The 20,783-nt window shown below is 52.6% G+C and carries 18 protein-coding genes; 5 read left to right on the top strand and 13 right to left on the bottom strand.

Annotated features, from left to right (window positions below; translation table 11 throughout):
* Positions 1-38: 38 nt before the first annotated feature.
* A complete protein-coding gene (locus tag GT1_RS10690; protein ID WP_188398690.1) occupies positions 39-1,118 on the top strand; it encodes a hypothetical protein in 1,080 nt (359 codons plus the stop codon).
* A gap of 52 nt (positions 1,119-1,170) precedes the next feature.
* Here the strand turns inward: GT1_RS10690 and GT1_RS10685 are convergent, their stop codons facing one another.
* From GT1_RS10685 to GT1_RS10650, 8 genes are all read right to left on the bottom strand, one after another.
* Positions 1,171-2,400: a nitrogenase component 1 gene (locus GT1_RS10685; RefSeq protein ID WP_188398689.1), complete on the bottom strand. Its 1,230-nt coding sequence runs from the start codon at positions 2,398-2,400 to the stop codon at positions 1,171-1,173.
* The gene (locus GT1_RS10680) at positions 2,381-3,661 is read right to left on the bottom strand and encodes a nitrogenase component 1 (protein WP_223226174.1); all 1,281 of its coding nucleotides are present in this window, start codon (positions 3,659-3,661) and stop codon (positions 2,381-2,383) included. Before GT1_RS10680 ends, GT1_RS10685 begins: the two co-directional genes overlap by 20 nt.
* Positions 3,662-3,675: 14 nt before the next feature.
* A complete protein-coding gene (locus GT1_RS10675; RefSeq protein WP_188398688.1) occupies positions 3,676-4,431 on the bottom strand; it encodes an AAA family ATPase in 756 nt (251 codons plus the stop codon).
* A gap of 13 nt (positions 4,432-4,444) precedes the next feature.
* Positions 4,445-5,245: an ABC transporter ATP-binding protein gene (locus tag GT1_RS10670; protein ID WP_188398756.1), complete on the bottom strand. Its 801-nt coding sequence runs from the start codon at positions 5,243-5,245 to the stop codon at positions 4,445-4,447.
* 17 nt (positions 5,246-5,262) lie between these two features.
* Complete coding sequence (locus tag GT1_RS10665) at positions 5,263-6,300, bottom strand: iron ABC transporter permease (protein WP_188398757.1); 1,038 nt, start codon at positions 6,298-6,300, stop codon at positions 5,263-5,265.
* Positions 6,300-7,337, bottom strand: a complete 1,038-nt coding sequence (locus GT1_RS10660) for a FecCD family ABC transporter permease (protein WP_376742005.1) — start codon at positions 7,335-7,337, stop codon at positions 6,300-6,302. Before GT1_RS10660 ends, GT1_RS10665 begins: the two co-directional genes overlap by 1 nt.
* 97 nt (positions 7,338-7,434) lie before the next feature.
* Entirely contained in the window at positions 7,435-8,406 is a 972-nt protein-coding gene (locus GT1_RS10655) for an ABC transporter substrate-binding protein (protein WP_188398686.1), read from the bottom strand.
* 74 nt (positions 8,407-8,480) lie between these two features.
* Complete coding sequence (locus GT1_RS10650) at positions 8,481-10,742, bottom strand: TonB-dependent siderophore receptor (RefSeq protein WP_188398685.1); 2,262 nt, start codon at positions 10,740-10,742, stop codon at positions 8,481-8,483.
* A gap of 397 nt (positions 10,743-11,139) precedes the next feature.
* On the opposite strand from GT1_RS10650, the gene GT1_RS10645 reads away from it, so the two are divergent.
* Positions 11,140-11,961, top strand: a complete 822-nt coding sequence (locus GT1_RS10645) for an AraC family transcriptional regulator (protein WP_188398684.1) — start codon at positions 11,140-11,142, stop codon at positions 11,959-11,961.
* A gap of 180 nt (positions 11,962-12,141) precedes the next feature.
* Here the strand turns inward: GT1_RS10645 and GT1_RS10640 are convergent, their stop codons facing one another.
* Positions 12,142-12,228: a nitroreductase family protein gene (locus GT1_RS10640; RefSeq protein ID WP_255430432.1), complete on the bottom strand. Its 87-nt coding sequence runs from the start codon at positions 12,226-12,228 to the stop codon at positions 12,142-12,144.
* A 125-nt stretch (positions 12,229-12,353) separates the two neighbouring features.
* Entirely contained in the window at positions 12,354-13,088 is a 735-nt protein-coding gene (locus GT1_RS10635) for a glycerophosphodiester phosphodiesterase (RefSeq protein WP_188398683.1), read from the bottom strand.
* A gap of 346 nt (positions 13,089-13,434) precedes the next feature.
* Between GT1_RS10635 and GT1_RS10630 the strand changes: the two genes are divergently transcribed.
* Positions 13,435-14,361, top strand: a complete 927-nt coding sequence (locus GT1_RS10630) for a Na/Pi cotransporter family protein (RefSeq protein ID WP_188398682.1) — start codon at positions 13,435-13,437, stop codon at positions 14,359-14,361.
* A 47-nt stretch (positions 14,362-14,408) separates the two neighbouring features.
* On the opposite strand, the gene GT1_RS10625 is transcribed toward GT1_RS10630, so the two are convergent.
* From GT1_RS10625 to GT1_RS10615, 3 genes are read right to left on the bottom strand one after another with little or no spacing between them, the layout of a single operon-like run.
* Positions 14,409-16,718 (bottom strand): cache domain-containing protein, encoded by a 2,310-nt coding sequence (locus GT1_RS10625; RefSeq protein WP_188398681.1) that lies wholly within the window; start codon positions 16,716-16,718, stop codon positions 14,409-14,411.
* Positions 16,719-16,742: 24 nt separating this feature from the next.
* On the bottom strand, positions 16,743-17,114 hold the full coding sequence (locus GT1_RS10620; RefSeq protein WP_188398680.1) for a response regulator transcription factor: 372 nt from the start codon (positions 17,112-17,114) through the stop codon (positions 16,743-16,745).
* Complete coding sequence (locus GT1_RS10615) at positions 17,111-18,862, bottom strand: HD domain-containing phosphohydrolase (RefSeq protein WP_188398679.1); 1,752 nt, start codon at positions 18,860-18,862, stop codon at positions 17,111-17,113. The genes GT1_RS10620 and GT1_RS10615 overlap by 4 nt, the downstream gene beginning before the upstream one ends.
* A 282-nt stretch (positions 18,863-19,144) precedes the next feature.
* Here GT1_RS10615 and GT1_RS10610 point away from each other — a divergent pair, with 282 nt between their 5' ends.
* Both GT1_RS10610 and GT1_RS10605 read left to right on the top strand, forming a co-directional pair.
* The gene (locus GT1_RS10610) at positions 19,145-19,486 is read left to right on the top strand and encodes a DUF3870 domain-containing protein (RefSeq protein WP_188398678.1); all 342 of its coding nucleotides are present in this window, start codon (positions 19,145-19,147) and stop codon (positions 19,484-19,486) included.
* A gap of 186 nt (positions 19,487-19,672) precedes the next feature.
* Positions 19,673-20,767, top strand: a complete 1,095-nt coding sequence (locus tag GT1_RS10605) for a mandelate racemase/muconate lactonizing enzyme family protein (protein WP_188398677.1) — start codon at positions 19,673-19,675, stop codon at positions 20,765-20,767.
* The last annotated feature ends 16 nt before the right edge of the window (positions 20,768-20,783 follow it).

The following is a 20,783-nucleotide window of genomic DNA, read 5'->3' as shown; positions in this document are numbered from 1 at the left end:
TACCCGAAAAAAAGTGATGAGAGGATGGTTGATTGTATATGAACAAGAATAAAAAATGGTATGTGGCCCTTGGTATTGCCGCCATGATTACGGTAAATGGTATCGCAATGGCGGCGGTAACTGCAGACCAGCAAGATATAGCAAATGGCAAAAGAAGCGGTATTGCCCACAAAGCCGACAGACCTGACCGGCATGGCATGAAAGGTTTTAAAGAAAGCCAGACTAAGTTATTGGCTTTTCTGAAAATGGATGAAGCAGCGTTTCGTGCTGCCATGAAAGAGGGCAAAACCCTGGCAGCTATTGCGAAAGAGCAGGGGGTGTCGGAACAGTCACTCCAAAATTTCCTGATAGAACAAATGACCCAGCGGCTTGACGAAGGCGTAAAAACAGGTAAGCTGACAGCGGAAAAAGCTGAGAAAATCAAGGCCGATATGCCTGCCCGGGTTGCCGATATGATTAATGGCAAAGGGCCTATGCATATGGGACCGGGACATATGCGGGGGCATGCGTTTGACAACAGCAAACTCTTAGCACTGCTTAAAATGGATGCCGCAACCTTCAAAAATGAGCGGCAGGCCGGGAAAACCTTAGCAGCTATTGCGAAAGAGCAGGGGGTGTCGGAACAGTCACTCCAAAATTTCCTGACAGAACAGATGACTCAGCGGCTTGACGAAGGCGTAAAAACCGGTAAGCTGACAGCGGAAAAAGCTGAAAAAATCAAGGCCGATATGCCTGCCCGGGTTGCAGCTATGATTAATGGCCAAGGGCCTATGCATATGGGACCGGGACATATGCGGGGGCATGCGTTTGACAACAGCGAACTCTTAGCACTGCTCAAAATGGATGCCGCAACCTTCAAAACTGAGCGGCAGGCCGGAAAAACCTTAGTGGCTATTGCCAATGAACAGGGCGTTTCTGAACAGGAGCTTAAAGACTTCCTGGTTGCCCAGATGACTCAGCGGCTTGATGAAGGCGTAAAGGCTGGTAAACTGACGGTGGAGAAAGCCGACAAAATGAAGGAAAAGATGGAGCAACGGGTGGATAACATGATTAACAGCAAAGGCCATATGCATAAAGGCCATGGCCTCAAACCCGGACCTGAGGGACAGCCTGAATAACAGTGAAAAGAGCACCTGCAGAAACTGCAAGTGCTCTTTTACATGTACGCCTTTAATCCTCAATATTTTCGTTAATCCACAGATTCGCCAGCTGTACAGCGCCGCGAAAACCCATCAAGGGCGGTTCATACGGGTGCAGCCGCCATTTTATGTCCGGGTTGGAAATTTGCAGCTCCGGATTGCGGTCCGCCCAGGCCAGCGCTTCGCCGCTGGCCATAAGTATACCCTGCTTGTGTTCCCGGACGGCCCGCGTCCACTCGGCCTCCGCAAAATAGGGGATATCCCCGCTGGCCATCCCGGGACAATCGCACCAGCAGGTTCCTTTGGCAAAGGCAAGTTCGCCGCAGCCAAAAGCAAGAATGCCTTTGACCACATCTGCGTGCCCGCCTAAAGACAGGGCGGTTTCAGCCGGATGCGCTCTAACCATGTGCGCGAAGGCCGGCATAATAGCTGCAAGCTGCTGCCGGCAGAGCTCCTGCTGGGCCCTGAGGAAAGCGGAATCGGCCGTCAGGCCGGCCAGTTGCGCGATTTCCTCCAGCCACCGCCTGGTTCCGTCAAGGCCGTAGGGCCGCCCTAAAAGATAAGGGGTCCCGAAGCGCTGCTGCAAATGCCTGGCTGCAGGTTCACCCTCGCGCCGGATGACAAGGTTAATATGGGCGCCGCCCATCTGCTCAATGTCGGCAACAGACGCAGCCGAGGTCAGCACGCACAGCGGTTTGATGCCGAATGTGCCCTCCAGTATCCGGACCAGCTCGAGCGCGTCGGCCTGAAAGCGAAACAGATCAGCACAGGAGCCAATAATATTAAACGTCGGCTGTGGTGTCGGCCGTACTTCCACCGGCAGCGTTTGGGCCAGCAGCAGCAGCGCTTCCTGTACGCCGCGGTGCTGGGTGATATTAAATCCGCCGTAGCCGAAGGGCAGCAGGCGGACGTCAGGATATTCGGGCTGCAATTCCTCACAGAGAGCAGGAAGATCTGTTCCGATCACCTCGGGAATCGACGAGGGCAAAAGGAAAATTACCCGCGGCTGATCGCGTTTTATCACATTGTCGAGGGTATGGTTAAGCCGCTCGGTACTGCCAAGGGCGATATCCGTTTCGTCGATATGCGTGGAGTAAAGCCGGCAGGCATCATGTACGCCGGCGCGCTTGAGCGTTACACCGCTGTAAAGCATATGTCCCATACAGCCAAATTCCACCAGGGCGGCGTCACGAATGGTGGCAAGTGTCCACAGAATACCCATGCGGCCCGAAGGCAGCGGCTTAAAACGATGCAGACCCATAGGCGGTCCCTCCTTTTCCAGCGGCGTCCATTTCGTTCATTACGCCTAAGATTCTTTTTAACAGATGACTGGTCCGGGCATAGCCCACTTGTCCGTAAAAATCAAGCAGCTCCGGTACGCAGGGAATGGGTTGGTGGGCAGCAGGCAGGTAACCAAAGCATAAATCCGGCGCCAGCTTTTTCAAAACCGGCAAATCGGCTTGGGCATTTACCATCCGGCAGACCCAGGGATTATGGCCCAGGGAGTTAAGCTCCCGGGCATAGTCCCTGTCCTCCGGATAATATTCCTCCAAATGTAAAAGCAGCGGTTCCATGCCAAGCCCGGTAAGATAGACGGCCAGCGGCAGGGGAATGTCAATGCGGGGACAAAATATATACCGGAGGCCTTTAAGCCTAGCAGCTGCCTGGTTTTGCCAGGCCAGGGCCTCCTGCCGTTCCTGGGCAAAGGCATCGCCCCAGGCAAGGCCGAAATGTTCTGCCAGGGCGGCATAAGCCTTGTCGATGCTTTCCACAGCATATAGTGTATGCAGGGCAATATAGGGTATGCCAAATTCCCGTTCCATTCTGGCGGCCAGCGGCTGCATGAAGGGAGAAACCACCAAATTCAGGACAGCGTCCGACGCGCTTTGGAAATCCTCCAGGGAGGCGCCCGGTGCCAGATAGCGCAGCTCCAGGCCTTGTCCGGCAAGCGCCGGCAATAGGGACGGCAGGGGGATATGTTCTTCCCCCGGAGCGCGGCCCAGCACGTTAACACGGCTGGAGTCCGGTGTTTTTGCCGCCATCAGCGTGCCCATCGCTTCCATCGTTTTCCACGAACCGGGCGGATAGCTGATGTTTTTGAACTGGCCCAGCAGCACGAAGGTGACGCGGGCAGACAATTCCGGCTGCACTTCCCTGACAATTGCCTGGATGTCCTCCCCAATCAGCTCCGGCACGCAGGTGACAATCAGCAGAATGGCCTTGGCCCCGGCTTTGTCCATTGTCCGGAGGGCAGCGATCAACCCGTTCCGGCAGCCGAACACCACCTCCTGCGCATCCAGCACATACAGCCAGTGCAGCTCGCCCTGCGGGCCCTCCGGCCGGGGGTTGAACAGCCGCGAGTGGGTGGTGCATTCCGGCATTCCCACCAGTAAAGAAGACAAGCCTCTGATATTTTTCACATTTACCGACGCGATGCGCATCGGGCAGTGGTTGCCGGGGGAAACAGCGGGCGTCAGGAATTTTATGCCTGTATTGGACTTCACTGCCGACAGGCGTTTCAAGTGTTTCAACCCGTTTATCGCATTTCGCCCCCTTCCAGCAGCAGTTTGGCAAGCGATTGGTAATGGGCCGCCATCGGGCAAGCCGGGAAAGCCTCCACCACCGTTTTGCCCTGCGCTTCGGCCTGCTGCACAAACGGATCGCGGGGCAGCCGGTAAATGACCGGTGTTTGGATCTCTGCCGCCGCCTTGTCCACCAGCTCCTGTTCGTCCGCAATGTTCTTGGCGTTAAGGATCAGCCCCCGCAGCGAGGCGTAGCCGCGCTTGCCAAAGCTCTTGACGGCGTGGGCGATATTGGCTGCGGCGTAAAGGGCCATCATCTCGCCGGAGGTGACAATGCACACCTCGTCGGCATAGCCGCCCCGAATGGGCATGGCAAAGCCGCCGCAGACCACGTCGCCCAGCACGTCGTACAGCACTACGTCCGGTTTGTAAACTTCGTAGGCATCCAGTTCCTCCAGTTTTTCAAAGGCTGTGATGATGCCGCGTCCGGCACAGCCCACGCCGGGAACCGGTCCGCCTGACTCTACACACAGCACGCCGGTGCTGCTTTTGACCACAAGGTCGTCCAGCGCTGCGTCGCCGTTTTGCCGCAGGGTATCGAGCACGGTGGCAATGTTTTCCCCGCCGGTCAGAGTGCGGGTGGAATCGGCCTTAGGGTCGCAGCCGACTTGCAGCACGGTCAGCCCCAGCGCCGCCATGGCTGCCGCCACATTGGATACGGTGGTTGATTTACCGATACCGCCTTTGCCGTAAATTGCAATCTTTTTCATCTGGCACCTTCTTTCATGTAGGAATGTTATCTTTAATCAGGTCGTAGGAAATGCAGGTGGGCCGACCGGTGCGGGGTTCTGTAATGATCCGGGCGTCGATGCGGAACGTATCCCGCAATACCTCTGCGGTCATTACTTCCTCAGGTGAACCGTGGCGGACAATGCTCCCGCAGCGGATGGCCACCATGTAGTCGGCAAAGCGGGCGGCAAGGTTGAGGTCATGGAGCACCATTACAATGGTGCAGCCCTGTTCCCGGTTCAGACGGTAGAGCAGCTCCAGCACTTCTAGCTGGTAGGACAAATCGAGATAGGTAGTCGGCTCATCCAGCAGAATCAAATCGGTCTGCTGTGCAAGGGCCATGGCGATCCAGACCCGCTGGCGCTGCCCGCCGGAAAGGGTGTCCACCGCCGTGGTTTCCAGCTCTGTAAGCCTTGTGGCCGCCAGCGCCCAGGCAATGATTTTTTGGTCCTCTAGGGTTAGCTTGCCTAAGCCCCGCTGGTAAGGAAAGCGGCCGTAGGCCACCAGTTCGCCCACCGTCAAACCGGCCGGGGACTGGGGCGACTGCGGCAGAATGGCCATTTTTTTGGCTACTTCCCTGGTTGTTAAGTGCCGGATATCCTTCCCATTCAGATATACCACGCCGTTTTTCGGTTTCAGGATGCGCCCCGCGGCCTTTAACACCGTGGACTTGCCGCAGCCGTTTGGACCGATGATGGTTGTAATTTTTCCCTGCGGGACCTGCATATTCAAACCATCCACTATCAGGTTATCCTCGTAGGCAACGGACAAATTCTCTGTTGCGATGCTGTTCAGATTGGATCATCCTTTCGTTAGCGGCTTTTCATCAAAAGATAGAGGAAGTACGGTGCGCCGATAATGGCCACCATGATGCCGGTGGGAATTTCCGCGGGCTGCAGGATCATCCGGGCTGCGGTATCTGCCGCCGAAACCAGCACCGCTCCTGTCAGCGCACAGGTGGGCAGCAAAATCCCATGCTTCGGGCCTACCAGCCGGCGCGCCAGATGGGGTGCAATTAGTCCCACAAAGCTGATGCTGCCGCTGACCGCCACGCAGGCGGCGGCCAGCGCGACCGCAGCGGCAAGCAGCCTGCGCCGTTCCCGCTCCACTGCCGCGCCCAGGCTATGGGCCACATCGTCCCCCAAATTCAGCACATCCAGCACGCGGGATTTGAACAATACATAGGGAATTAGGAGCAGCAGCCAAGGCAGCAGGGCCAGCACGAATTTCCAGTTGCTTGCCCAGATACTGCCTGCCTGCCAGGTTGCTACAAAGTCAAACTGAGTGTCAGCCAGCTTGACTACCAGCACGGTGGTCAGGGACGAAATGCCGGCCTGTACTGCCACCCCGGTTAAAATCAGGCGCAAGGGCGCTACACCTTCTGCTTTCTTGAAGGCCAGCGCATAGATAATCACCGCCGTTATGCCGGCGCCAAACAGTGCCAGAAACGGCAGCGTGAATACCGACAGCAAGGATTGGGTCCCGAAGAACAGCACATACATGATGACCATCAGGCCCGCGCCGGCGTTAATGCCGAGCAGGCCCGGGTCGGCCAGCGCGTTTTTGGCGACGCCCTGGATGATGCAGCCGGACAGCGCCAGCCCTGCCCCCACCAGGATGGAAATCACAATCCGGGGCAGCCGGAAATCGAATAGAATCAGGTTTTCCCTGGCCGTGCCGCCGCCGAACAGCGTACGCAGCGTATCCAGCGGCGCCAGTTTTGTGTAGCCGGTGTTCATGCTGATGATGAAAGAAAGTATGAGCAGCACCGAGCAGCCGGCAATCACGGCCGTGTGGCGCACAGCAATTTTTCTTTTATAGGTTTGGTTTGCCTGCAGCTGGTTTGTCATCATAGTCCCATCCTTTGCTTGCGGGCAAGATATAAAAAGAAAGGGACGCCGATTAGCCCGATCAGTGCGCCGATAGGGGTTTCAAAAGGCGGGTTGAGCGTCCTGGCGCCCAAATCGGCCAGTACCAGGAGCAGTGCGCCCAACACCGCCGAGGCCGGGATAACCCGGCGGTAATCGACGCCCACAAAATACCGCGCCAGATGAGGAATGATCAGGCCCACAAAGCCAACGGCACCCACGACGGCAACGGAGGCGCCCGCCAGTATCAGTACGGCCAGCAAGCACAGCACCTGATTCATCATCGTATTCAGCCCCAGTCCCTTGGCTACATCCTGGCCAAGGCTCAGCAGGGAGACGGAGCGGGCAAGGGCGAGGGCTCCCAACAGCGCGCCCAGTATCCAGGGCGCCATAATTTTGATTTGCTCCCAGTTGGAACCGGCCACGCCGCCGGCCGTCCAGAACATCATATTTTGAGCGACATTGAAATACAGGGCAATGCCCTGGCTGAGCGCCGCCAGCAGCGCGCTGACCGCGGCCCCCGCCAATACCAGCCGCATTGGGGTAGCGCCGCCGCGGCGCAGGGCAGCGATGCCGCCCACCAGCGCCGCACCCAGAGCCGCGCCCAAAAAGGAAAACAGGATAATTTGCAGATAGCCCAGGTGCGGAAAGAAGGCAAAGCAAATGGCCAGGGCAAAACCTGCGCCGGCGTTCAGGCCCATTAGTCCCGAATCGGCGAGGGGATTGCGGGTTGTGCCCTGCATGATGGCGCCCGCTACGGCCAGAGCAGCGCCAGCCAGGGCGCTGGCAATAACGCGGGGCAGGCGGAGATCAACAATAATCAAATGCCGGGTATTTTTTGCGTCAAAATGAAACAGGGCCTCCCATACCGCAGACAGCGGAATTTCCGCCGCCCCTTCAGTGATGGAAAACGCCATGAGCAGGGCCAGCAGCCCCGGTCCTGTTACGATGATGAGCCACGCTGTCCACGGGCGGCCTTTTTTACTTATTTGAGCCGTCCGGGCCGGTTTGGATGTCATTTTCATAGCCGGATTTTGCCTCTTTTCGTCAATGATAAAGCGTTCTTAACGAGCAAAAACAGGCACAGGCTATATAAACAGTCTGTGTCCGTTTTCATTATTTCTCTGAAAATATCTGTACCAGTTTGTCGGCCGCAGCCCGCATGGCAAGAGGTCCAAAGGTATTGAGGGAATCGTCAAAATAGATGACCTGTCCATTTTTCACCGCTTTCAGGGACAGCCAGACGGCGGAGGCTGCCTGCGCTTTTACAAATGTCTGCGCAGCCTGAGTGGAATCCTGAAAAACAATATAATCGGGATTCATCTCAGCGACAGCCTCCAGGGATAAGGTTTGATAATCATCCGGATAGCCCCGGGGCCTGGTAATTCCGAAAGTTTCGTAATACTCCTTGTTGCCGCGTGAGATAAATGATTTCCCATCTGTGCGGAACAGGGCAATCGTTTTGTTATGGTGGCCGCTCAACTTATCTTTGGCAGTGGCAATAATTGTCTCAGTTTCTGCAATGAAATCCCGGGCAAAGGCTTCTTTGCCGACAATTTCAGCGCAGGCCAGGGTCTGGTCCTGCCAGGAAGCGTTAAAATCAATTTGAATGACAGGCGCAATCTGCGCTAATTGGTCGTAAATTTCAGCTAAATGGCCCTGACCTTTAAAAGTAACAATAACATCCGGATTTGCTGCTAAAATTGCCTCCAGGTTCAGCTCGCGGGCACTGCCTAAGTCCATAATGGCGGCTGTGCCTGCATAGGGTTTAAGCGTCTCCCATTCTGCCAACGCCTTCATTGCGTTTCCCTTCGAAGCACCCATAGATGCAATTGGCGGTGTTCCCAGGGCAAAAAAGTATTCCAGATACAGGGAATGAAGAATCGCTATTCTTTGCGGCGGCTCTTTTAAAATAACTTTATTTCCGGCTGCGTCTGTAATCGTCCGCGGCCACGCGGCTTGTATCGCCGGCTCAGTGCGTTGTGCCGCCGGCTTGCCTGGCGCAGTTGCCGCAGGAGTGCCGGCGCAGCCGGTTAGCAGGCCTGTCAACAGCGCGAGTGAGACGATCAGTCCGATTAATCTTTTCATGCTGTTCCTCCGATATGAGTATGGTTGGAATGAACCCGCCCTGGATCGATTCCCGAATCTGCTGCCTTGCTCGTTTAGAACTGCATGGTTGCCGACAGCTTAACGGTGCGGGGGCCGCCTAATGTGGCAAAACCCTCCATGCTGAAAGCGCCTGCCCAGTATTTTTTGTCAAACAGGTTTTCCACACTGAGCCGGTAGGTGACCGGGAGGTTATTGATTTCGGTTTTATAGCGCGCACCGATGTCATACCGTACCCAGCTCGGCAGTTTGATGGTATTGGCATTGTTAATATACTGGGAGTCGGTGTACACGGCCCGCAGCGACAGCGTCAGATCCTTATTCCAGGGCGTGTCCCACTCGACACCGGCGTTCATCGTCCATTTGGGTATGCCAAAGGGGGTGTTGCCTTTCGTTGCGGCATCAGTGGCGTTAGTTATTTCACCCTGCAGATAGCTGATACCGCCCAACAGGCGTACATTTTCAGCGATTTCGCCAAAGGTGTTCCATTCCACGCCCCGGCTTTCCTGTTCGCCGTCATAGGTCTGGGTTTTTTGATTGAGGCTGTTGGTAACAATCATTGTGTTGGGCCGGTTGATTTGAAACACAGACAGCGTATTGGCGAATTTGCCTTTGTCCCATTTGACGCCGATTTCTTTTTGTTTGCTGATATACGGTGCCATTAGCTGGCCGGAGTTCGTATAGCCTAAGGTGGCGCCGACCTCCGCACCGGGGGAAAGGGCTTCCATGTAGTTGCCATAGAGTGCAACCGAGTTGCCCCAGGGTTTGACGACAAAGCCGACCAGCGGCAGCGTTTTATCGGCGTCATGCTCGGCGGTCCGGGCGCCGGTGACTGCATTGAAATTCTTCGTTTTGACGCTTTGCCGGCGCACGCCTAAGGTGAGCTGGACCTTGTCCTCCCGGAAGGAAAGGGTATCGGCCAGCAGATAACTGGTCAGGTCCGAGGTAGCTGTCTTGCCGCCTTTGCCTGTCCAGGCCACCTTGTCAAATAAATCGGCGAAGGAGAAGGAGTCATCATAAATACTGATAGGGTAACCACTCATGTAAGGGGTAGTAACATAACGGTTGAATGTACTCGAATACTCATTATTAAGAAAGCTGGAGCTCAAAACCAACTGATGCTTGACCGAGCCGGTCTGGTAATTGCCGCGCAATCCCAGTTCGGAAGAAGTGGCGTCGTTCCAAAAGTATTGTTTGAATAGATTGCGGGGATAGGCGGTTCCATCGGCTTGGACAAGCAAAATATGATTGCCGTTGACGAAGCCGGTAGCTCTGGAGGCGGCCTTGCCAAAGCTGAAGTAGGAGGTTAGGTTTTCCTGCAGGTCGTATTCGCCTTTAAACAAAATCCCATTATTCCGGATAGCGCCGGTAGTGCCTTTTAGCAGATTGGTCGAACCGTGAGGTGCTTTGATATTATTGCTCTGCAGCTGATACATGGAGATGAGGCCGTTTTCATAATAGTCCTGGGAGCCGTAAGCATCCAGGGACAGGCGCCAGCGGTCATGGCGGTAATCCAAACCCAGTGCGCCCAGCAGCCGTTCTCTCGACTGTCCGTCTGTTTCGGTGTTGCCGTCAGCGTACATGCCGCTGATGCGGATGCCCCATTCCTTATTTTTGCCGAAGCGCCGGCCAAGATCGAGATGTCCGCCCCAGTGGGACGAAGAAGTATAATTTGTCGTAAAACTGGTGACATCCTCGGCGCCGGCGCGTTTGGGAACAAGGTTGATTGCGCCGCCCACCGAGGCATTCACGCCGCCGTAGAGCAGGGAACCGGGTCCTTTGAGCACTTCAACCCGTTCGAGGAATTCAACGGGAACACGATAATATGGCGCCAATCCTGGCATACCGTTAAAATAAAGGTGTTCCATAGCTACGTCCAGGCCGCGGATTTTATAATATTCAGCAGCCTGGCCGGTGGGGGTGGTGAAGCGGACGGACGGATCGTTGATCAGCACATCGTACAGTGTATTGGCCTGCTGGTCTTCGATGATCCGGGCGGTGTAGCTGGTGACGCTAAAGGGCGTGTCCATAAAGTCCCTGTTGCCCAGTACGCCGAGACTGGCGCCGCGGGCTACCTGTCCGCCGGCGTAGGCCGGTGAAAGTGTTTGACGGCTGGCGGTTACTTCAATTCCCTCCAGCGTAAATTCATGCTGCTTGGCAGTTGGTTTAGCCGCCGTTTGGGTATCGGTCTGGCCGGCTGTGGGAACGATTTCCGGCGTATCTTCGGCATAGATAAATGCCGGCGTGTGCCAGAACAGGCTGCTGCCGACCAGGGCGTACAACAAGCGTTTTCTGGCTGGGGACAATTTTTTTTTCATACTGTCAACTCCTTTGCGGGTGGAAAAAGAGAATCAGGTGCTAGTTTCCGATTAATGCCTGTACAATAATGAGAGTGAGTATCAATATCAAATACCTAGTACTTATAGAATAGCAAATTAAAAAGGTGGCGTAAATGGAGAGATTCCAAGTAAAGGGCCTAAATAAATGGCGAAATTTCAGGTAAAAAGTTAAGTAAATGGAGATATTGCCAAAACAGTCTTATTCCAGCTTCCAAAAAGTTTGACATCCACTGCTAAAATTACTATAGTTATAGTAGATGATATTGATTATCATTTATTATCAGGCCATTACCTCTATAATAACGCTGCAGGTGTTACTGCCTGCCAATAAATATGTATAGCAAAGAGGGCCACAGGTGAGCAGGGAGGGAAAAAAATGCATGTGGATATTAATCAGCTGGCGGGAAACTTTACCCGCAATAGATTCCAAATTGTTGATGCGGTCAGAGCGATTGTGCCGCCGGGGGGAAGATGTTTTGGCATGTTTACGCCGCCGGTCTCGGGTTTGATTTTTCCCCTGAGGGGGCGGGCGAGAATGTTTTTTGACGGTGTGCCCTATACGATGGAACCGGGGAAAATTTTTCACGGCGGTCCGAATATATCAATGGACAAAGAAGTTGTGGGGAGTGCTGAATGGAATTATATGGTCATCCATTATCAGGTGGACAGCAGTGCCAAAAACGAGTTTCCCCAGGCATTTTCCCATTATCAGATTGATACAGGCTACAGTCCGCGCATTCATGATTTGCTGCAGCGCTTGTATGATGTTTGCATAACGCCCGGCAATCTGTCGGCGTTGCAGGCCCACTCGCTGTTTCTGAGCATTCTGGATGAAAGCCTGACCTGCGCCGGCAGCCGCCATAGCGAACCGGGCCGGGAACTGGTGGAGCAGGCCGTAGAATATATTAAGCATCATTACATGGAACCGCTCACTGTGGCTAAATTGGCCAGAAAGTATGGTTTAAACAGCAAACAGTTTGCCTATTTGTTTCAAAAGCATACCGGTATGGCGCCGCTTGAATATCTGATTGAGCACCGGGTGCGGCGCGCCCGCGAGATGTTGTATACCACAGCCTGCTCCATTACGGATATTTCCGCTTGCGTAGGTTACTCCGACCCTTATTATTTCAGTAAGCTATTCAAAAAACGTACAGGCTTTTCGCCCAGTACACTGCGCCCGGCCAGCTGCCGCTCCTGAGCTTCTGGCACTTTAACCAGGCCCTGCTTGGCTTGTCCGGCAGGCTTCTGCCACCCCAAAGTAGTGGTCTGGCAAGTAGTATCAAAGGGGATTGATGCAAAAAAAAATAAACCCGGCGCAATGGCCAGGAAAAACAAACAGGGACAGGCATCGTGTTTTGCCAAACACGATGCCTGTCCCTTATTCACCGCGCAGATATTTCTCATTATCCAAGGGGCCGGTCATCCAGCATCCCCCTAAGCCCAAAGCCGTTGCGGCCAAAAGCATGTTTTCCATTGCCGCATTGACGCTCTCTTCTACTATTTATCCACATATGAATTGAGCAACGTATATATTGCGGCTGTTCTGAAAAAAAATTAGCCCCAGAAACTGCCGGCGCTTGCCATGTCTGGTCACGGTATCCGTGAACCGGTAAACCGGTCGGGATAATCACTAAACAGGCCGTCGATATTCTGCGCACAGCTAAAATCAAATTCTTCCCGTGTATTTATCGTATAACTGTTAACGCCGATGCCTGCTTCATGGGCTGCCTCAATCCAGTTCCGGCTGAGGTAATGCCAGTGTGGATGGAGGTAGTCGGCGTTTGTTTGTTTAATCAGGCTGAGGACATTAACAGGATGGTCGGCAAATAGAACCCCAGTTTTAAACCGGTTGTCGATTTGTTTAATCTTAACTAATGACAGATGATAGAAAGAGGAGATTATAACGCGGTTATACATATCAAAATCTTTAGGGCAAATACGCTTCAGCAGATAGATAATTTGCTCTTCAATTCCTTTATAAACAACAGGGCCATTTTTGATTTCAATATTTAACAGAAGCGGTGTAGTTACATACCACCGGCAAAATTCCTCCAAAGTGGGAATGGACTCACCGGCAAAGGCCGGAGCAAACCAGGATCCGAAGTCCAGTGCTTTGAGTTCGGCTAACGTGAAATTTTTAATCCAGCCGGAGCCATTACTGGTACGGTCAATAGAGTGGTCATGACAAATTACAAGCTGACGGTCTTTGGTTAACTGAACGTCAAGCTCAATCCCATCAGCCTTACAGGCAAGCGCCTGACGAAAAGCCGCCATGGTGTTTTCCGGGGCATAACCCCGGGCACCACGGTGCGCATAAATGAGCATGGTAACACTCCTCGTTTCGCGACTTACGGGTATAAGCGGAGGCTTATATTATAGACCATATCTCCGTTGGCGCTCATTACCCTATCTGCGGTTATAACTAATTTTACCATAATATTGCTATGCAGGAATAAGTTAAAAAAGAATTGTCCGGCCGGCGATTTTATTTTTTGCCGGCAAGACTTTGTTGGCTAAGAGGTGTCAGTGGAACGGGGTTAATCTCTTTTTTGCGCGCGCATAGGTATTTGCCTGTTGGTGTCAAATCTAATAGAAAATCTGAATTGGATTTCATATAGCACCGGCTGCCGACATATGGTGTTAAGGGCAACTGTATGTTGGAGGGTAAAATATGAGCCATGTCTTACTGGGAATCGGTATGCTGCTTGGCGGTATTTTCGTCATGCGCTATGGTTTGAAGAAAGCCTTGTGGCATCAATTACAGGCGGCATTAGCCAGGCTGACAAACACCCCCTGGCGCGGTCTGGTGCTGGGAGCCGTTGCTGCCGCCCTGCTGCAAAGCAGCACCACCGTCTGTCTGATCACCATCGGACTTGTTGGTGCCGATTATATGACTTTCCGGCAGGCGCTGGGGATTGTGCTTGGAGCCAATATCGGCACCTGCTCTACCGTACAACTGGTGAATATGGCTGTACCGCTGGAGTATCTGCTGCCGCTGCTGCTGCTTTCCGTTCTGCTGTGTGTGTTCCGCAAGCTAAGATATGTGAGCCTGGCGTGTGCCGGACTGTTTGGCATGCTGGCCGGGGTCGATTTGCTGGTTACCGGCATTTCTGCCATGACACAGCTTCAGGCCATGAGCCAGTATCTGGTCCTGGCCCGGGAACAGCCGTTGTACGGCATCTGGGGCGGGGTGCTGGCGACGACGGTATTCCAATCCAGCAGTGCTGCTACGGCTCTCCTGATGCTGATGACCGACAGGGGGCTTGTTGATATCACGACCGCCGCCTATGTGGTATATGGCAATAACATTGGTTCCTGTATATCTTCCATCGTTTTCAGCGCTGCCGCGCCTACGGCGGCCAGGCAGGTTGCCTTGTCGCATATTCTGCTCAATGTGGCGGGAGCCGCGGTTTTCTTTCCGGCGACAGGGCTGTTAATTGCCGTTGCCGGCTGGTGTGCCACAGATTTCAGCAGCCAGGTTGCGGCCATTCATACGATATTTAACGTGTTGTCTTCGCTGCTGGTGCTGCCCTTTTTCAACCGGTTTGCCGGCCTGATTCTCCTGTTGATTCCGGAACCCAAGGCCAGAATCAAATAAAAATGCCCTGTTTGCCATGTGTGGATGGCAGACGGGGCATTTTTCTGTTACCCGGAGTTTTCTTTGGCCGTAAGCTTGGCCAGCAGGAAGAAATGGACGTTTTCGAAGCCTTTTTCCTGGCGCAGGGCCTGAAAAATACCGCATTGTTCGGCCAGCAGGCTGCCGATAATAATTACCCCCGGTTTTTCCTCCATGGCTTTGAGGATGGATTCGCGGCTGTCAGCTGTGCTGCAGACAGCAAAGCCGTTTGCGGTAAAGGCGGCAGTCAGGTGTTTGAGGGTGGCTTGATCATCATTAACCACCACAATGTTTTTGTATGAATTGCCGAGGGCAATCAGGTCCGTGATTTCCTGTAAGAGCAGATCCATATTTACCGGTTTGGTGAGATAGCGGTCAACGCCGATCAGTGAACTGCGCCGCTGGTCTTCCATGGCTGAGAGAATAACAATGGGGATATGCATGGTATCGGGATTGGTTTTGAAGGCGGCGGCCACGTCGAAACCACTCATATTGGGCATCATCACATCAAGGACAATCAGATCCGGGATCAGGCCTTTATATTTAATGGCGCTATAGACGGTATCCAGCGCGTGGAGACCGTCGGCGGCTTCGATTACCTGATAGCCGGCTCCTTCCAGTTCCTGAGCCAAGAGGACCCGTATGCTGGAATCGTCGTCGACAATAAGAATGGTTTTGGTTTTTTCCGGAGTAGGTTTTGCGGCCGGTGCCGGGCCGTTTGCCTGCTCGGGCGGGGGTTCCTCGCCGGGGCCGGCGGTTGCCGGTGCTGCCTGGACAGAGACAGGCAGGGTAAAGAAAAAGCTGCTGCCGACTCCGGGCTTGCTTTTGATCCAGATTTTTCCGCCATGGTGTTCGATAATCTGTTTGCAAATAGGCAGTCCCAGGCCTGTCCCCTTGGGTTTTTCGGTAAGGGTATCACCGATTTGCTTAAACTTTTCAAATATAATTGCCTGGGCTTCGGGAGCTATGCCGCTGCCTGTATCGGTAACACTGACGGTGACCTGGTTTTCCGTATGTTTGGCACGGCAGACAATGGAGCCGGCTTCGGTAAATTTAACGGCATTGGAAATGAGGTTGAGCATTACCTGGAGCAATCTGTCGTGATCACCCATAACCGGCGGCAGCTTGCCGGGGATATCGACGGTAACGGTGAGGTTCGGCTTTGATGACCACAGGGATTCGGAGGTCTTAATCGCCCGTTCCATGAGGTCTGGCAGCGACAGGGCTTCGGTTTTCCATTCCACTTTGCCGGATTCCATTTTGGCCAGATCGAGCACATCATTGATCAGGTTGGTTAACCGTTCGCCCTCGGTCACAATAATATCGATATTGCTTGATATCTGCTGCATGGTTTTGGCAGTGCGGCGGTCATCGGCCGGTACCTGGGGAAATATTACTTCATTCAGCTTTTTCTGAATGATTTTTGCAAAACCGAGTACCGAGGTCAGCGGGGTTCTAAGCTCATGGGAGACGGTGGAAAGAAAGCTGGATTTTAATTCGTCCAGCTGCTTCAGTTCGGCATAAGCCTGCTGCAGCTCAAGGGTGCGTTCATTGACCAGGGTTTCCAGGTTCTGGTTGTTGATGCGGAGTTTTTTGCGCATTTGGTCAAATGCCTGGGCGAGAAAGGCGATCTCGTCTTTGGTGTGGACAACAATTTCTGTATCCAGGTCGCCGGCAGCCAGGCGATTGGCGGCTTTGCCCAGTGAAGCCAGCGGTTGGGTCAGGGAAGTGGTAAGAAACCAGACAACAGACACGATAACCAGCCAGCCCATGAAAAAGGCCAGGCCGACATGCCGCAGGGTATCTTGCATAATGGTATCCACAAAGCCTTTATTAGCGCCAACATACCATATGCCGATAATTTGACCGGAGTCATTTTTCAGCGGCCGGTAGACTGTCTGGTATTTAATGCCGACGACATTGGCTTCGCCGAAAAACTCCCGGCCATCCCCCAGGACCACTTGGGCCACTTCGGGTGAAACCTTGGTGCCGACAGCCCGTTTACCGTCGCGGGCGATAGTGGTGGCAACCCGGGTATCGCCGAGAAAAATCGAACAAGTATCCCCGGTTTGCTGCTCTACTTCATCGACAAAGAAAAAATTTTCATTAATCAAGGTGTCGCCTTTGTAGAGTTTTCCGTTTCGCACCTGCCAGGAACCGGGAAAGCGGCTATCCAGCAGTGCGGCAGCCAAAGTGGAATCGGTTTTGACTTTTTCGACGGCCACCAGTTCAGTTTCCTGGCGAATTTGATATGTCGTCCATAATGCCGTGATGAGGCAGCCTAAAATGACTGCCAGGCTGATGAAGGTAATGAACCGCCACCTGATAGAGTGTGGCATAGCGTATTCCTCCCCTGCTAAAAATCACCTGTTAAGCAGTTTTATGGCTTTGTACAAGACCGCATCAGGATCAAAGGGTTTGAAAATGTATTCATCGGCCCCGGCCTCCAAGCCTTTTTGCCTGTCGGTTTCCTGTCCTTTGGCGGTTAACAGCACGACATAACTGGAGGTTTGCTGCTTGATCTGCCGGCAGGCGTCGTAACCATTCATTTTTGGCATCATAATATCAAGGAAAATAATTTCAGGCAGATGGTGTAAGGCCATGGCAAGCCCTTCTTCGCCATCTTTGGCAAAAAGCAGTTCTGTGCCATTGTCTTCCAGTGATTCCAGCGTCTGTTCCAATAAGGCCCTGATATGGGGTTCGTCATCGACGATCAGTATTTTCTTGTTGTTCACACTTGCTCCTCCTCAAATGGCAGCTTGGCGCCGGTTTTGGGTTTGGTGCCCGGTAAGGGGGTGATGAGGGTGTTCCACCATTGCGGGTTGCTTGTTACGAGAGTTGCCAGTGTGTCAACAACCAGCCTGTCCAAATGGCCGGCCTGGGCTTCGGCAAACAAGATTTCCAAGGCTTTTTCCGTACCTACAGGAGTACGGTACGGGCGGTCTGATGCCGTGAGCGCTTCAAAGACATCGGCTACGCTGATTATTTTGGCTTCAAGCAGTATCTCTTCTGTCAGTAAGCCGTTAGGATAGCCGCTGCCGTTCAAACGTTCATGGTGTTGATAGGCGATATAGGGAATGCGGTGTAAATGAGCCGGAAAGGGTATTTGCTTCAGAATTTTATAGCTTTTTTCGGCATGGCTTTGGATTTGCCGAAATTCTTGTTCAATTAAGTTGCCGCGAGGCACACACAGGGCTTCTTCTTCCTCAGGCAGCAAAAAGGGCTGAAGGTCTCCTGTCAGATCGGTATATTTTCTGGAGGCAAGGTTCCTGACAGACTGGGAATCAGCAGGCGACAGGTTGTGGACTTCATTTAATGCAGTGATTAGTGAGAATTCTTTGTCCAGACTTTGACCGGTAGTTGCCGTAATAAAATCAAACCGGGTTCTGATTGCCAGCATTCTATCCTGGGAAAGCCGCGTTCGCTTGGTCAGTACGGCTTCCGGTACACCGATTTTGCCGATATCGTGCAGCAAGGCGGCATATTTAATTTCCTGAAGCTTGATAAATGGCAGTTCTTTTTTGATGGCTGGTGAGGCTTCGCGCATTTGGTTCAGTTTGGTGGCAATGGCCAGGGAAATGGCGGCCACTCTGGTTGAGTGACCGGCGGTACAGGCATCGCGCTCGTCAATGGTAGCGCCTGCCGCCAGGATGATGGCATAGGCCATGTTTTCCATTTCCTTAAACAACCGGGCTGTTTCAAAAGCCTTGGCTGCCTGGGCGGCGATGACTTCTGTCAGTTTCATATCGGCAGCGGAAAAACAGAATTCCCCGGCTTTGCAGCCCAAATTAAGTACCCCCAGAATACGGTTGTCAATCTTGAGGGGGACACACAACAGCGGTTCCCAGCCGCGGGAAGCGGCTGCCAGGCGGGGGTCCAGCCGGGCATCGTCAATCACTTCCGGTTTGCCGGTAGCAAAGACCAGGTGGGCCAGCCGGCTGGCAGCCGGGGTAAGCTGACAGCCGGTTCCACCAGAGTCATAGCTTGCCACGACTGACAGCTTCTCGGTGTAAGGGCAGACCAGCAGCAGCGAACCGGCTTGGGCTCTGATGAAGCGGTGCACTTCCGACAGGACGATTTCTGCCAGCTCAGCAGGATCAAGGCAGGAATCCAGTTTGTCGCCTAACTGGTAAAGCAGTGCCAGTTCCCGGTAACGGGTCAGACTGTCCTGGGTAATACAGCGGCGCTCCCATTGCGCTTGCGCCAGGCTGGAAAGCAGCAGCCCCCAGAACCTGGCGGGGCTGTTTGACGGCTGTATACTTTGGATGCGGATTATACCGATGGTTTGATTATCAATAACAATCGGACTTTGGCAGACAGGGCCGCAAGCGGTTGCTTCACCGTATGTAAAAAACAGAGTATCGTTGCTATCATAAATTTCAATACTGACAGGTGATGGAATCCAATGAGTGTGATCCAGCAGCTGCCGGAGGAACTGCTTGTCCAACAGCCGGTTGAGTTTAGTGGTCGAAAGAGGATTCATCCACGGACAGCCCCTTTATCCAGAATATTTCGTTATCCTATGCCGTAGTTAAATATTTCTACTTGATGAAGATTTTACCTCCAAAGATTCATTGTTTTTTATAATAAAGCAGAAAAGATTTGCAGGAATAAAGAAAAAGTACCATTTCTCAGGCAGCTTCTAACTGTAAAAATCTATTTTACGGGAGAAAGGAAAATCGGCAATTTTCGCGAATAAGTAGTTGGATAATTTAATATCTTCTTATAGAAGGGGCTTGATAAAAGCCCATATGGAGACAAGAGTATGTTTGCCGAGAATACCATATATATCGTTGGCAATTCCAAGTCGCCGCAAAATAATCCGATTACGCAACAATATGGACAATTCTTTATCGGTTTTGTTGTTGACCGGGAAACCGGTGAGATTATTACCTGCGGCAGTTCGGCGACAATTGCTGTCACAGCCGAGTTTATTTGCAGTTTGTTTACCGGTAAGAGGTTGTCTGATGATTTTCAGGCTATTAAACAACATGTCGAAAATAGGTATTTCGGGTCATCACAAAAAGCTATTCTGGTAGCTTACAAGGATGCGCAAAAGAAATTTTTCCGGATAATGAATGGTCTGATGATTGATCTCAACGAATAGGCTGCCTCAAATGCCTGACAGTAGTAAATAAGGCTGCTTTGTTTATTTGCGCATGCCGGCAGAAAGTCACGCTGGGCGCAATCGTAAACAAGATCCAGCAAGATAATCCTTCAAACAGGAAGGTTTTATTTTTGCTGGATTTTTGTCGTTTTACCTGATAATCAGTATTTTGGAGGAATGTAAACAGTGAAAATCGCAGATATCAAAATTGGCAAGGTATGTATTCCGCTCAAAAAGACTTTTAAAACGGCCCTCCGCCAAGTGGATTTTGCCGAAGACATTATTATTAAGGTAATAGCTGACAATGGGGAAATTGGGTTTGGGAATGCGCCGCCGACAGCAGTCATTACCGGCGACAGTCAGGACTCCATTATCGCTGCCATTCGTGACACCATCGGGCCAAGAGTAATTGGTATGGAGGTTGACAATCTGGAGCAGATTATGACAGCTATTGATACATCGATGCTGCATAATAGTTCGGCTAAGGCGGCAATGGATATTGCTGTTTACGATTTATTCGGCAAACTGCATGATATGCCGCTGTATAAGTTATTTGGCGGCTACCGGAATGTTATTACCACCGATTTGACCATTAGTGTTAATGCTCCGGAGGAAATGGTGCGTGATGCCCTGGAGGCGGTGGCGGCAGGTTACACTGAACTGAAGCTAAAGGTTGGCACTGACGCTGCGCTGGATATTAAACGGGTGCAAGCCATTCGCGAAGCTGTCGGCGGTGACATTAAGCTGCGTCTTGATGCCAACCAGGGCTGGGCGCCCAAAGAAGCCGTGAGAGCCATTCACAAATTCGAGGCTTTGGGGCTGGATATTGAACTTATTGAGCAACCGGTAAAAGCCCATGATTTTACCGGACTTAAATATGTAACAGACCGGGTGGCAACAGATATCATGGCCGATGAATCGGCCTTCGGGCCCTACGAAGTCTTTCAACTGCTGACCATGGGAGCCTGTGATTTGCTTAATATTAAATTAATGAAAGCAGGTGGTTTGCACAAGGCTGTTAAGATTGCCGGCATGGCTGAGACGCTTAATATTCCGTGCATGATGGGCTGTATGCTGGAGAGCAAGGTGGGAATTAGCGCCGCTGCCAGTCTGGCAGCCGGGAAAAAAATTATCAGCAGGGCCGATTTGGATGCTGCCGTGCTGCTGGCTGAGGACCCGGTTGTGGGTGGTGTAAGCTTTACGAAAAATCAGCTTATCCTTCCCGAGGCTCCGGGATTGGGGATTACCGATGTACTTGGCTGGCAGGAAATCAGGGGTTGATGCGGCTTAGTTGCTC

It is taken from the genome of Sporomusa sp. GT1 (assembly GCF_014634905.1).
GTDB lineage: Bacteria > Bacillota > Negativicutes > Sporomusales > Sporomusaceae > Sporomusa > Sporomusa sphaeroides.
Note: the sequence above shows the minus strand (reverse complement) of the source record. Positions and strands in the feature narration are given on the sequence as shown.

Coding starts and splice junctions, on each gene's coding strand:
- GT1_RS10690 (WP_188398690.1), top strand. CDS start 39: ATGAACAAGAATAAAAAATGGTATGTGGCCCTTGGTATTGCCGCCATG.
- GT1_RS10685 (WP_188398689.1), bottom strand. CDS start 2,400: ATGGGTCTGCATCGTTTTAAGCCGCTGCCTTCGGGCCGCATGGGTATT.
- GT1_RS10675 (WP_188398688.1), bottom strand. CDS start 4,431: ATGAAAAAGATTGCAATTTACGGCAAAGGCGGTATCGGTAAATCAACC.
- GT1_RS10665 (WP_188398757.1), bottom strand. CDS start 6,300: ATGACAAACCAGCTGCAGGCAAACCAAACCTATAAAAGAAAAATTGCT.
- GT1_RS10660 (WP_376742005.1), bottom strand. CDS start 7,337: ATGACATCCAAACCGGCCCGGACGGCTCAAATAAGTAAAAAAGGCCGC.
- GT1_RS10655 (WP_188398686.1), bottom strand. CDS start 8,406: ATGAAAAGATTAATCGGACTGATCGTCTCACTCGCGCTGTTGACAGGC.
- GT1_RS10650 (WP_188398685.1), bottom strand. CDS start 10,742: ATGAAAAAAAAATTGTCCCCAGCCAGAAAACGCTTGTTGTACGCCCTG.
- GT1_RS10645 (WP_188398684.1), top strand. CDS start 11,140: ATGCATGTGGATATTAATCAGCTGGCGGGAAACTTTACCCGCAATAGA.
- GT1_RS10640 (WP_255430432.1), bottom strand. CDS start 12,228: ATGCTTTTGGCCGCAACGGCTTTGGGCTTAGGGGGATGCTGGATGACC.
- GT1_RS10635 (WP_188398683.1), bottom strand. CDS start 13,088: ATGCTCATTTATGCGCACCGTGGTGCCCGGGGTTATGCCCCGGAAAAC.
- GT1_RS10630 (WP_188398682.1), top strand. CDS start 13,435: ATGAGCCATGTCTTACTGGGAATCGGTATGCTGCTTGGCGGTATTTTC.
- GT1_RS10625 (WP_188398681.1), bottom strand. CDS start 16,718: ATGCCACACTCTATCAGGTGGCGGTTCATTACCTTCATCAGCCTGGCA.
- GT1_RS10615 (WP_188398679.1), bottom strand. CDS start 18,862: ATGAATCCTCTTTCGACCACTAAACTCAACCGGCTGTTGGACAAGCAG.
- GT1_RS10610 (WP_188398678.1), top strand. CDS start 19,145: ATGTTTGCCGAGAATACCATATATATCGTTGGCAATTCCAAGTCGCCG.